Source organism: Streptomyces sp. NPDC004609, from assembly GCF_042873655.1.
In the GTDB taxonomy this organism is placed as follows: domain Bacteria; phylum Actinomycetota; class Actinomycetes; order Streptomycetales; family Streptomycetaceae; genus Streptomyces.
In genome coordinates this window covers 110,131-122,655 of sequence record NZ_JBIALS010000011.1, presented here as the reverse complement: position 1 = coordinate 122,655, position 12,525 = coordinate 110,131, and the positions used below count along the sequence as shown (strand labels likewise).

Sequence of the window (12,525 nt, the reverse complement as noted above, 5' to 3'; positions counted from 1 at the left end):
GTGGGCCTTCCGCTGCCGCCAGGGGGAAGTCGGCGGCATCCCTGAGGAGTAGACGGCGCGACCGCCTACAGCGGACGTGGTACGGGCCGGGGTGCTCTCCCCCTCAGTCACCGGGTGCTCCCGGGGCCGGCGCCACCCGCACGGGGCCGGCGCGAGGCACGCGTCCCCGGCTCGGCGTCCACCGCGGCCGGTTCACCCGACGTCATTCACCCTGCACACGGCCAAGTTCGCACCGCTCACCCGCACACCCGCGTACTCGCGCCGCACACCGTGGGGTCCGCCCCCTCCACGATCACGGCGCGCAGCCCGCCCGGCGGCCCGCCGCGTGCACCGCGCGCACTTCTCATGGACAACTGCCCCCGGCTCTCTTGTGTCATGTTTCATGTCACGAGACTCTGTTCGGCGCGACGCGCGTTCCGAGCGTCGGCATTCACCTTGGCACCCCGCACGACCGTACTTGCCCGTAACCCGGTCGACGAAAGGTCTGGTGCACGAGATGAGAAGAATGGCCCGCCGCTTGGGCGCGCTGCTACCCGCGATCGCTCTCGCCGCCGGTATCCAGTTCGCCGTGTCCCCCGCCGCGCAGAGCGCGCCGGTCGGCGACCTCCGTCTCGCCCCCACGGCAACCGCCTTACCCGACAGCTGGATCGTCGTCCTGAAGGACGGCTCGACGCGCGCCTCCGATTTCGGCGTCACCCCGAAGCACACCTATCGCAGCGCCCTCAGGGGCTTCTCCGCAAGGCTGACCGCGGCGAAGGCGGCGCAGCTGGCCGCGGATCCCCGGGTGGCGTATGTGGAACAGGACGAGAAGGTCCGGCTCAACGCCACCCAGTCGAACGCCCCCTGGGGCCTCGACCGTATCGACCAGCGCGATCTGCCGCTGTCAGGGACCTATACGTACAGCACCCCGGCGACAACCGTGCACGTGTATGTCATCGACACCGGAATCCGCACCTCCCATCGTGAGTTCGCCGGGCGCGCGAGCGTCGGCGCGGACACGGTGGGCGGCGGCCAGAACGGGCAGGACTGCCAGGGCCACGGCACGCATGTCGCCGGCACGATCGGCGGCAAGACCTACGGCGTCGCCAAGAACGTCAGCCTCGTCGCCGTCCGGGTCCTGGACTGCCAGGGCGCCGGCAGCACCGCCGGGGTCATCGCGGGCATCGACTGGGTGACCGCCAACGCCAGGAAGCCCGCCGTGGCGAACATGAGCCTGGGCGGCGGAAGCAATGCGTCCCTGGACAGCGCGGTGAGGCGTTCCATCGGCTCGGGCGTCAGCTACGCCGTCGCCGCGGGCAACGGCAACTTCCTGGGGCAGCCGCAGAACGCGTGCAACTACTCCCCGGCCCGCGTCCCCGAGGCGATCACGGTCGGTGCGACGGACCGTACGGACCGCAGGGCGTCCTTCTCCAACTACGGCACCTGCCTGGACCTGTTCGCACCGGGCGTGGGCATCACCTCGGCATGGCGTACGACCGACTCCGCCACCGCCACGATCTCGGGCACCTCCATGGCCGGCCCGCACGTCGCGGGAGTCGCGGCGCTCCATCTCGCGCGCAACCCCAACGCCTCCCCGGCCCAGATCAGGAACACCCTGGTCAACAACGCGACCAACGGCAAGGTCGCCGACCCGCTCACCGGTTCACCGAACAAGCTGCTGTACTCGGTGTTCTAGCCCCGCCCGGGGGCTGAACCAGGCCCCGCTGCGAGAAAGCCCCCGGACACGGGCCGGCACCACACCGTGCCGGGGGCCGGGCACCACCGTGCGGGGCCTTCTCAGCCGCCCCCGACCGTCTCGTAGCGACGCTCGGCGGGCAGCAGCGCGGCCGCCGCCTCACGTTCTCCGTCCCGTACGAGCGCGTGGATCCGGTGGGCCAGCGGGGTCACGTCCCTGATGGCCACGGTCCACTCGTCCGCGTACCGCCGCGCGGCCTCCCCCGAGAGCCCCAGCTGAAGCGAGCGGTACGGCAGCGGCCGGAGGTCCAGATCGCGTTCGGGATCCCACTGCACCCGCACCGGTGACCGCCGCAGCTCCTTCCGCCAGGCCGCCCGGTCGGTGTGCCGGTCGCTCGCGTAGTGCGAGAGGCACGCGTTCCGTACCGCCCAGTCGAAGCCCTCACGGGTGATCTCGACGGCGAGAACGGTCTCCTGGTTCTCCTTCAGCCCCCAGCCGCAGCGGTACATCATCCACAGGAACGAGGGCTTGATCCATGTCATACGGTCCCGCTTCCACGATGCGGGAAAGCGGCCGTCGCGGGCTGCGGGGACGCCGATCGACGGGGTGTACGCCTGGTAGACGGTGATCGTCGACGCGGTGTGGAGCGCACGGATCCCGCGCTGTGGTTCTCGGACTTCCATACGCGACAGCATGCAGGCGGCGCGGCGAGCGGGGCCAGTCGTTTCCGGTGCCCCGGCCGTGAAGGGCCGGGGCATACCGTCCGCCGGGCCGTCCGATCCTCGGTCCCCGCACACCCGGGCCGGGGAACCGGCGGACCCGGACGGTGAGCGAGCTCAGTGGTTGCGGGGGAAGCCCAGGTCGACGCCCGCGGGGGCTTCGGACGGGTCCGGCCAGCGGGTGGTGACGACCTTGCCGCGGGTGTAGAAGTGCACGCCGTCGTTGCCGTAGATGTGGTGGTCGCCGAAGAGCGAGTCCTTCCAGCCGCCGAAGGAGTGGTAACCGACGGGAACCGGGATCGGCACGTTCACCCCGACCATGCCCGCCTCGATCTCCATCTGGAAGCGGCGGGCGGCGCCACCGTCACGGGTGAAGACGGCCGTACCGTTGCCGAACGGCGAGGCGTTCATGAGCGCCACACCGTCCTCGTACGTCGCCACCCTCAGCACGCACAGCACCGGGCCGAAGATCTCGTCGCGGTAGGCGTCGGAGTCGGTGGAGACCTTGTCGAGGAGCGAGAGACCGATCCAGTGGCCGTCCTCGTACCCCTCGACCGTGTAGCCGGTGCCGTCGAGGACGACCTCGGCGCCCTGGGCCGCCGCTCCCGTGACATAGGAGGCGACCTTGTCGCGATGGGCCCTGGTGATCAGGGGGCCCATCTCGGACGACGGGTCGTTGCCGGGGCCGATCTTGATCTTCTCGGCACGCTCGCGGATCCTGTCGACCAGCGCGTCCGCGACGGAGTCCAGGGCGACGACCGCGGAGATCGCCATACAGCGCTCGCCCGCCGAGCCGTACGCCGCCGAGACAGCGGCGTCGGCCGCCGCGTCCAGGTCCGCGTCGGGGAGGACCAGCATGTGGTTCTTGGCGCCGCCGAGCGCCTGGACGCGCTTGCCGTTGGCGGATGCGGTGGCGTGGATGTAGCGGGCGATCGGAGTGGAGCCGACGAAGGAGACCGCGGCGACGTCCGGGTGCTCCAGCAGCGCGTCCACCGCGACCTTGTCCCCGTGGACCACGTTGAGCACACCGTCGGGCAGCCCGGCCTCGGCGGCCAGCTCCGCCAGCAGCACGGCCGCGGACGGGTCCTTCTCACTGGGCTTGAGGACGAAGGTGTTGCCGCAGGCGATGGCCAGCGGGAACATCCACATCGGCACCATCGCCGGGAAGTTGAACGGGGTGATGCCCGCGACGACCCCGAGCGGCTGGCGGATCGAGGCGACATCGACCCGGCTGGAGACCTGGGTGGACAGCTCGCCCTTGAGCTGAGTGGTGATGCCGCAGGCCAGCTCCACGATCTCCAGACCGCGCGCCACCTCGCCGAGCGCGTCGGAGTGCACCTTGCCGTGCTCGGCGGTGATCAGCGCGGCGATGTCGTCACGGCGGGCGTCCAGCAGCGCGCGGTAGCGGAAGAGAACGGCGGTGCGCTGGGCGAGCGAGGACGTGCCCCAGGTCGCGAACGCCTGCTTCGCCGCGGCGACGGCCGCGCCGACCTCATCGGCCGAGGCCAGCGCCACGCGGGTGGTGACGGCGCCGGTCGCCGGGTCGGTGACCGGGCCCCAGTTGCCGGACGCGCCTTCGACGGTCTTGCCACCGATCCAGTGGTTGACGGTCTTCGTCATGACGAAAGGCTCCTTCACAGTTACCAGATGCCCGGTTTGTTCATAGATAGCGGCGTCGGGCTGCGATCTGTCGCTCGTACTCCTCCCGGGCCTTGACCGCGGACGGACGAGTCGCGGTCGCTGCCACGGGAACATCCCACCACGCCTGCGCCGGGGGCGGGCCCGACACAGTGTCTGCCGTTTCGGTCTCGACGTAGACACCTGTGGGCACGTCCGACCAGCGTGCCTCGGCCAGCGCTTCACCCAGGTCACCCACCGTCCGGGCGCGGATCACCCGCAGGCCGAGCGCCGCCGCGTTGGCGGCGAGGTCGACGGGGAGCGGCGCCCCCGTGTAGGTGCCGTCCTCGGCGCGGTGGCGGTAGGCCGTACCGAACCGCTCCGCGCCGACGGATTCGGACAGACCGCCGATCGAGGCGTACCCGTGGTTCTGGATGATCACCAACTTGATCGGTACGTTCTCCTGCACGGCCGTGACGATCTCGGTGGGGTTCATCAGATACGTACCGTCGCCGACGAGCGCCCAGACGGGCCGGCCGGGCGCCGCCATCGCGACACCGATCGCCGCGGGGATCTCGTAACCCATGCAGGAGTAGCCGTACTCGACGTGGTACTGGTCGGCGGAGCGGGTGCGCCACAGCTTGTGGAGATCCCCGGGGAGCGAGCCCGCCGCGTTGATCACGATGTCGTCGCCGGTGACCAGGGAGTCGAGCGCGCCGAGCACCTGGGACTGGGTGGGGCGGGCGTTCGGGCCGTCCGCTTCGTACGCGGCGTCGACGCGGCGCTCCCAGCGCTCCCTGGCCGCGCCGTACTCACTCTCGTACGAGGACGGGACGCGGAAGCCGTCGCCCAGCGCGGCGGTCAGCTCGCCGAGGGCGGCTCGGGCATCGGCGACCAGCGAGGTCCCGGCCATTTTGTGGGCGTCGAAGGAGGTGACATTGACGTTGAGGAAGCGGACGCCCGGGTTCTGGAACAGGGTCGAGGACGCCGTGGTGAAGTCCGACCAGCGGGTGCCGACTCCGATCACCAGATCGGCCGTACGGGCCAGGTCATCGGCGGTGGCCGTGCCGGTGTGGCCGATTCCGCCGACGTCGCACGGGTGGTCGTACGGCAGCGAGCCCTTGCCCGCCTGGGTGGAGGCGACGGGGACCCCGGTCGCCTCGGCGAACGCCCTGAGGGCGTCCTCCGCCTCGCTGTGGTGGACACCGCCGCCCGCGACGACCAGCGGTCGCCGGGCCGTGGACAGCGCGTGAACGGCCCCGGCGAGCGCGTGGCGGTCGGGCCGGGCGCGTCCCACCTGCCAGACACGTTCGGCGAAGAAGTCCTCGGGCCAGTCGTACGCCTCCGCCTGGACGTCCTGGGGAAGCGCCAGCGTCACCGCCCCCGTCTCGGCCGGGTCGGCGAGGACGCGCATCGCCTGGAGGGCGGTCGGCATCAGCGCTTCCGGGCGGGTGACGCGGTCGAAGTACCGGGAGACGGGGCGCAGGGTGTCATTGACCGACATGTCGCCCGCGTACGGGACTTCGAGCTGCTGGAGCACCGGATCGGCGGGCCGGGTCGCGAAGACGTCGCCGGGCAGGAGGAGCACCGGCAGCCGGTTGACGGTGGCGAGCGCCGCGCCGGTCACGAGGTTGGTCGCGCCGGGGCCGATGGAGGTGGTCACGGCGTGGGCGGAGAGCCTGCGGGACTGGCGGGCGTAGCCGACGGCCGCGTGGACCATGGCCTGTTCGTTGCGGCCCTGGTGGTACGGCATCGCCGCCCGCGGTCCGGTACCCGACTCCAGCAGCGCCTGGCCGATGCCGGCGACATTGCCGTGGCCGAAGATGCCCCAGGTGGCGGCGATCAGCCGTCGGCGCCGGCCGTCCCGCTCGGTGTACTGCCGGGTGAGAAAGGTGACGAGTGCCTGAGCGGTGGTGAGTCGGCGCGTTGTCATCGGTGGCCTTCCTCGGGGGTGATTCCGGATACGGCGTCGGGCTCCGGTTCGGTGGCTCCGGTTTCGGCGGGTCGGACTCCGGTGGTTCCGGGTTCGGGCCGGGGACTGGGCCTGGGGCCGGGCCTGGACGCGGCGGGTCCGGTTTCGGGTCCGGCGGGTCCGGATCCGGAGGGTCCGGTTTCGGGCTTGGGGTGGGGCTCGGACTCGGCGGGTTCGGGGTGGGGCGGGACGGAATCGGGGTGGCCGGTGCGGGCCCGGTAAACCCCGTACAGCGGAAGCCGCGGGTCCACGGGCTGTGCCGGCCAGGTGCCGCGGATCCAGCCGTGGTCGGGATGGTCGCTGATCAGCCACGCGCGGTCGGCGCCCGGACCGGCCATCACATTGAGGTAGTACATGTCACGGCCGGGCGAGGCGATCGAGGGCCCGTGCCAGCCGTCGGGGATGAGGACGACGTCCCCCGTGGCGACCTCGGCGAGTACGTCCGTACCGCCCGCACGGGACGGCGAGACCCGGTGATAGCCCAGTCCGCCCCCCTCGATCTCGAAGTAGTAGATCTCCTCCAGCTCCGATTCGACGCCGGGCCGGTGCTCGTCGTGCTTGTGCGGCGGGTAGGAGGACCAGTTCCCGCCGGGGGTGAGCACCTCGACCGCGATCAGCCGGTCGCAGTCGAAGGTGTCGGCGGCGGCGAAGTTGTTCACCTGGCGCGAGCAGATGCCCGAGCCGCGCAGTTCGACCGGTACCTCCGGCGCGGGGCCGTAGCGAGCGGGGAGTCGTCGCTCGCACTTCGCTCCTGCCAGGGCGAAGCGGCCTCCCGCACCGGAGGCGATCTGTGCGTGGGCATCGCGCGGCAAATAAGCGAAGTCACTGACTCCGCTGAACACACTTTCCCTGCCCAGCAGTTCGAAAAACTCGCCCTGGACCCCTACCGTGCAGCCGCCCCGGAGGGGCAGCACGATCCATTCGCTGTCCCCGGTGGCGAAGGAGTGGACTCCGCCGGGCTCCAGTTCCACCACCCGGATCCCGGTGTACCCCCAGCCGGCCCGCCCGGGATCGATCCGCAGCGCGTACGGACCCTCGGCCGCGCTGCCCGCCGGTACGTACAGCTCCTGGAGCTTCTCGTCCTGATTCCGCGTTCCGCCGGCGCTCATGACGTCTCCGTACTCCCTGATTCCTCTAGAGCAGTCCCACGGCCGTGTCGACCGCCCCGGCCACGTCTCCGTCGACGGGGTAGAGCAGCGAGCGTCCCACCACCAGACCCTGGACCGTGGGAAGTCGCAGCGCACCGCGCCACTTTTCGTACGCGCCGTCCTGGTCGTCGCCTATCTCCCCGCCGAGGATGACCGCGGGGAGCGTCGAGGTCTCCATCACCGTCGCCATGTCGTCGGGGTCGTCGGTGACGGGGACTTTCAGCCAGGTGTACGCGGAGGTGCCGGCCAGCCCGGACGCGATCGCTATCGAGCGGATGACGGCCTCGGCGCTCAGATCGTTGCGAAGGCGACCGTCGACCCGGTGGCAGATGAACGGTTCGACGAACACCGGGAGCCGGTGCTCCGCCATCTCGTCGACCGCGCGGGCGGTCGCGTACAGGGTGTCGAGCGACCCGGGGTCCTGGTAGTCGATCCTCAGCAGCAGCTTACCCGCGTCGAAACCGAGGCGGTGCAGATCCCGCGCGCGGTGACCGGTGAAGCGGTCGTCGAGTTCGAACGCGGCGCCCGCGAGGCCGCCGCGGTTCATGGAGCCGATGACGGCCTTGTCGTCGAGCGCGCCGAGCAGCAGCAGATCGTCGAGTACGTCGGCGGTGGCGAGTACGCCGTCGACGCCGGGACGGGAGAGGGCGAGGCAGAGCCTCTCCAGCAGATCGAGGCGGTTGGCCATGGCCAGCCGCCTGTCCCCGACGGCGAGCGCACCGCGCGCCGGGTGGTCGGCGGCGATGATCATCAGCCGGCCGCTCGCGCCCATCAGCCGGGGCCGCTTACGACGGCGGGCGGCCGCCTCCGCGACGGCCTCGGGGTGGCGGGTGCGGATCCCGACCAGCTCGGCGATGTCGACCCGGCTCACGACAGGGCCTCGGGGCCGTCCCGGTCCGGCCGATGGGACGCGGCGGGTGGTACGGAAGGGGGCGGCGGTACGGGCTGCCCCCGCCGGGCGGGCGGGTTCGGTGGTACGGGCGGGTCCGTCGGTACAGGCGGGTTCAGCGGTACGGGCGGGGGCGTGGGCCGCCGCCGGTTTCCGGGCTCCGGCGCGGCCCCGGACGACGGCGCAGACACGGGTACAGGTGGTGGTACGGGTACGGGAGGTGGCCCAGGTACGGGTGGTGGCATGGTCTCCGGCGGGATCGGGCCGCCCGCCAGCACCTGCTCGACCTCGTGCGGGTACGGCATCGCGGCCGAACAGGAGAGGCGGGACGCCACGATGGCGCCGGCGGCATTCGCGTACCGCATGACCCGCTCCGGCTCCCAGCCCGAGAGGAGCCCGTGGCACAGCGCACCACCGAACGCGTCCCCCGCGCCCAGTCCGTTGACCACCTCGACGGGGACGGGCGGTACTTCGGCCCTGGTGCCGTCACGGTGCACGGCGAGCACGCCCTCGGGACCCCGTTTGACGACGGCGAGTTCGACCCCGGCGGCCAGGAGCGCGCGGGCCGCCGCGTCCGGGTCGCGCTCCCCGGTGGCGATCTCGCACTCGTCGGCGTTGCCCACGGCGACGGTCGCCCGGGCCAGCGCCTCGCGGTAGTACGGCCGTGCCGCTTCCGGGTCCGGCTCGGTGTCGGCGCCCCACAGCACGGGCCGCCAGTCGAGGTCGAAGACGGTGATGCCGGCGCGGTCGCGGTGGGCGAGAGCGGCCAGCGTCGCGCCACGGCTCGGTTCGGCGGACAGTCCGGTGCCGGTCACCCAGAAGACACGAGCCGCGCGGATCGCCGCCGAGTCCAGCTCATGCTCGTGGATCTCCAGGTCGGGGGCCCGGGGCTGCCGGTAGAAGTAGAGGGGAAAGTCGTCCGGCGGGAAGAGCTCGCAGAAGGTGACCGGAGTCGGATACGCGGCCACCGGCGTCACCCAGCGGTCATCGACGCCGAACTCGCCCAGCGCCTGGTGGAGATAGTCCCCGAACGCGTCCTGCCCGGTGCGGGTGATCACGGCGGTGCGTCTGCCCAGCCGGGCGGCGCCGACGGCGACATTGGTGGGCGAGCCGCCGAGGAACTTCCCGAACGTGTCGACCCGAGCCAGGGGAACCCCGGTTCGCAGCGGATACAGGTCCACCCCGATCCGGCCCATCGTGATCACGTCGTACGGCTGAGGGTCGTACGGCTGAAGCATGCGCGTCCCTTCGGTTCGACGCCCGGTTCTCACCAGGTCTAGTGCTCGTTCCCGAACCCTGTCAACATTTTGTCCTGACATTCGGACGAAGGCTTGACACCCTTCCGAGACGGCCGGAAAGCTCGTCGCCATGAGCTCCTCCGTCCCCTCCCTGAACCGCATCCGGGTCGGCTCGGCCCCCGATTCCTGGGGTGTGTGGTTTCCCGACGATCCCCGGCAGGTCCCCTGGCGGCGCTTCCTCGACGAGGTGGCGGAGGCCGGTTACGAGTGGATCGAACTGGGTCCCCACGGCTATCTGCCGAGCGACCCGGCCGTGCTCGCCGAGGAGACCGCCCGGCGCGGGCTGAAGGTCTCGGCGGGGACCGTCTTCACCGGGCTGCACCGCGGTCCGGCCGTCTGGGAGGAGACCTGGGCCCATGTCGCGGACATCGCGGCACTCACCCGGGCCATGGGCGCGGAGCATCTGGTCGTCATCCCTTCTTTCTGGCGGGACGACAGAACGGGCGAGGTACTGGAGGACCGCACTCTGACGCCCGCGCAGTGGCGGGATCTGACCACGCAGACGGAGCGGCTGGGCCGGGAGGTACGCGAACGGTACGGCCTGCGGATCGTCGTCCACCCGCACGCCGACACCCATGTCGACAGCGAGGAGAACGTGAGCCGCTTCCTCGACGCCACCGACCCCGGTCTGGTCTCGCTCTGTCTGGACACCGGGCACTACGCCTACTGCGGCGGCGACAGCGTCGAACTGATCAAGACCTACGGAGAACGGATCGGCTACCTCCACCTCAAGCAGGTCGACCCCGAGATCCTCGCCGGGGTCGTCGCCGACGGCGTGCCGTTCGGCCCGGCGGTCGGCCGCGGCGTGATGTGCGAACCCCCGGGCGGGGTGCCCGCGCTGGAGCCCGTACTGTCCGCGGCCCAGGCCCTGGGCGTCGAACTCTTCGCCATCGTCGAACAGGACATGTACCCGTGCCCGCCGGACAAGCCGCTCCCGATCGCCCGGCGGACCCGCCGGTTCCTGCGCTCCTGCGGAGCCTGAGCCATCCCGACCGAGTCGAGCCGCGACATCGGAGTTCGCTGACCGGCCCGCCGTCCGCGGGCCGTGTCCCCGGGACGGCATCCCCGTGACGGAGTCCTCATGCCGAAGTAGTCCGCGTGAGGAAGTCCCATGAGGAAGTAGTCCCCGTGACGGCGCTCCGCCGGAGGCGCCTCCCGGCCCCCGCAGCCGGGGTAGCCGTCATGAGTCGTCGTCCTGTCCGCTTGCTCCCGGTGCTGCCCGTGCCCGCGGCCGCCCGCGGGAACCCCGTCAGCCTCCTCGTCCCTCCTCACCCGGGGCTTCCGGTGACGGTCGGCGCCTTCCCCCGAGTCGGCTCCGCCATAGTTATCGTCTGCTCATCACGTATATCTCCATTACGCGGGTTTTCCGTCACAGCCGGTCGACAGGCCCGCCCCGCCCTCCTCTCCCGTCGTTCAACGGGCGCAGGCTCAAGATCGCCAGCTTCCGCGCGACAGCTCCCCCGTCGGCCCCCTGCCGCCGCTGCCGCGCGTACCAGGGAGGTGCCACACAGATGACGGACCGCAGGCTCTGGTCGTACAAGGAGATCGCCGCTCATATCCGGGTGCAGCCGGACACCGTCCGCTCGTACCGCAAGCACGGCCTTCTCCCACCGCCGGATCATGTGGAAGGCGGCAGGCCCTACTGGTACGCGGAGACCGTCCGCGTCTGGGTGGCCAAGCGCCCCGGAAACAGAGGCCGCAGAGACGGCTGACCCCCGCCGCCGGTTCCGCCCGTCCCGCATCCCTTCCGGGGTGCGGGACGGGCGCTCCCCCGCTTCCACGCACCTGCCCGGCTCCCGGCGGGTGCCCGGCGGAGAGCCCGGGCGCCGGCGCCCGCTGCGTGATCCGGGCCCCGCCCCACTTGGGTTCCAGTGGTCGTTGCAACACCGTCGGTTTTCAGGTGGTGAGTAGATCACGTAGACGCTCGGCTGGGGTATCCCAGCCGAGCGTCTTGCGTGGGCGTCCGTTGAGTTCCTGGGCGACGTGTTCGAGGTCTTCGGGGCTGTGGACGCTCAGGTCGGTGCCCTTCGGGAAGTACTGCCGCAGCAGCCCGTTCGTGTTCTCGTTCGAGCCGCGTTGCCAGGGTGAGGCGGGGTCGCAGAAGTAGACGGGCATGCCGGTGGCCATGCTGAACTGTTTGTGGCGCGCCATCTCGCTCCCCTGGTCCCAGGTCAGGGAGCCGCGCAGGTGTGCGGGCAGGGTCTGGATCGTGGCGACCAGGCCGTCGCGGACCGTCTCGGCGTCGTGGGCTCCGCCCGGGAGATGGACCAGCATGGTGTAGCGGGTGCTGCGCTCGACCAGGGTGGCGATCGCGGAACGGCCGCCCGCGCCGATCATCAGATCGCCTTCCCAGTGCCCGGGCACGGCCCGGTCCTCGACGTCGGCGGGACGGTCACTGATCATCACCATCGGGTCGGTGAACCGTGACGTGCGCCGCTCGGGGTCCCGGCGTGGTTTGCGGCGGGTCCGGCCGGAGCGGACCGCTGCCTGTACTTCCCTTTTCAGCCCGCCGCGTGCCTGGAAATACAGCGCCTGGTAGATCGTCTCCACGCTCACCCGCATGCTCTCGTCGTCGGGATGCTCCTGAACCAGAGCGTGGCAGATCTGCTCCGGGGACCACCGTCTGCGCAGTCGGTCCCGGACGAAGCGGCGCAGGCGGCCCTCGCGCAGCAGCTTGCGCTCCCTGGGCCGGGGCCTGCGTGCGGCGGCTGCCCGGTGGGCCGCATAGGGCTGGTAGCCCTCGGTGCCGGAGTTCGCGTCGATCTCCCGCTTGACCGTGCTCGCCGGCCGTCCCAGGGCGCGTCCGATCGCCCGCAGCGGCCGGCCTGCCGCGCGAAGATCACGGATCCGCTCCCGCTCGGCCAGTGACAGGAACCGCGGGTGGAGCTGCTTCTCCAGGGCTGTCAGGCCCACCGGTGCTGTGGTCACGCCGCCCATCGTGACGGTCCCCGCCGCGTAGTCGACACGGCGGCCGTCGGCATAGGTACGCGTCGTCGCGGTCTTCTTGACGCCCTGGTCCCAGTCCCGGGCTGTACGCTCGTTCACGCCGACCTGCCTGGCCGCCACGGACTGCGCGACACCCTCGGCGCGAAGCCGCTCATACGCGTCCCGCCGTGGATGCCGCCGCGGCAGACGTACCGAGCTCCGTCCGGCCTTCCTGGCCCAGCCGAACGCGGTGTTCTGGTTCACCCCCAGCTCACGCGCTAC

Annotated in this window: 9 protein-coding genes and 1 pseudogene; 3 read left to right on the top strand and 7 right to left on the bottom strand. The window is 71.4% G+C overall.

The features are described from left to right. The first annotated feature begins 496 nt into the window (after positions 1-496). Entirely contained in the window at positions 497-1,675 is a 1,179-nt protein-coding gene (locus ACFYT4_RS13940; protein ID WP_389267919.1) for a S8 family peptidase, read from the top strand. Between the two features lie 101 nt (positions 1,676-1,776). On the opposite strand, the gene ACFYT4_RS13935 is transcribed toward ACFYT4_RS13940, so the two are convergent. The 6 genes and pseudogenes from ACFYT4_RS13935 to iolC form a co-directional block, all read right to left on the bottom strand. Then, a complete protein-coding gene (locus ACFYT4_RS13935; protein WP_389267917.1) occupies positions 1,777-2,358 on the bottom strand; it encodes a DUF4291 domain-containing protein in 582 nt (193 codons plus the stop codon). A 153-nt stretch (positions 2,359-2,511) separates the two neighbouring features. After that, positions 2,512-4,014, bottom strand: coding sequence for a CoA-acylating methylmalonate-semialdehyde dehydrogenase (gene mmsA, locus ACFYT4_RS13930; RefSeq protein WP_389267915.1), 1,503 nt, complete (start codon positions 4,012-4,014; stop codon positions 2,512-2,514). 40 nt (positions 4,015-4,054) lie between these two features. Continuing rightward, positions 4,055-5,944, bottom strand: coding sequence for a 3D-(3,5/4)-trihydroxycyclohexane-1,2-dione acylhydrolase (decyclizing) (gene iolD, locus ACFYT4_RS13925; protein ID WP_389267913.1), 1,890 nt, complete (start codon positions 5,942-5,944; stop codon positions 4,055-4,057). Between the two features lie 224 nt (positions 5,945-6,168). Then, a pseudogene (gene iolB / locus ACFYT4_RS13920) lies at positions 6,169-7,092 on the bottom strand (5-deoxy-glucuronate isomerase); the annotation flags it as partial. Positions 7,093-7,117: 25 nt separating this feature from the next. After that, complete coding sequence (locus ACFYT4_RS13915) at positions 7,118-8,002, bottom strand: deoxyribose-phosphate aldolase (protein WP_389267911.1); 885 nt, start codon at positions 8,000-8,002, stop codon at positions 7,118-7,120. Next, complete coding sequence (gene iolC / locus ACFYT4_RS13910) at positions 7,999-9,258, bottom strand: 5-dehydro-2-deoxygluconokinase (RefSeq protein WP_389267909.1); 1,260 nt, start codon at positions 9,256-9,258, stop codon at positions 7,999-8,001. The genes ACFYT4_RS13915 and iolC overlap by 4 nt, the downstream gene beginning before the upstream one ends. A gap of 130 nt (positions 9,259-9,388) precedes the next feature. Between iolC and ACFYT4_RS13905 the strand changes: the two genes are divergently transcribed. Both ACFYT4_RS13905 and ACFYT4_RS13900 read left to right on the top strand, forming a co-directional pair. Further along, positions 9,389-10,300 (top strand): sugar phosphate isomerase/epimerase family protein, encoded by a 912-nt coding sequence (locus ACFYT4_RS13905; RefSeq protein WP_389267907.1) that lies wholly within the window; start codon positions 9,389-9,391, stop codon positions 10,298-10,300. Between the two features lie 529 nt (positions 10,301-10,829). Further along, positions 10,830-11,030 (top strand): helix-turn-helix transcriptional regulator, encoded by a 201-nt coding sequence (locus ACFYT4_RS13900; RefSeq protein ID WP_389267905.1) that lies wholly within the window; start codon positions 10,830-10,832, stop codon positions 11,028-11,030. Positions 11,031-11,214: 184 nt separating this feature from the next. Here ACFYT4_RS13900 and ACFYT4_RS13895 read toward each other — a convergent pair whose 3' ends face one another. Further along, entirely contained in the window at positions 11,215-12,255 is a 1,041-nt protein-coding gene (locus tag ACFYT4_RS13895) for an IS30 family transposase (RefSeq protein WP_389268052.1), read from the bottom strand. Between the last annotated feature and the right edge of the window lie 270 nt (positions 12,256-12,525).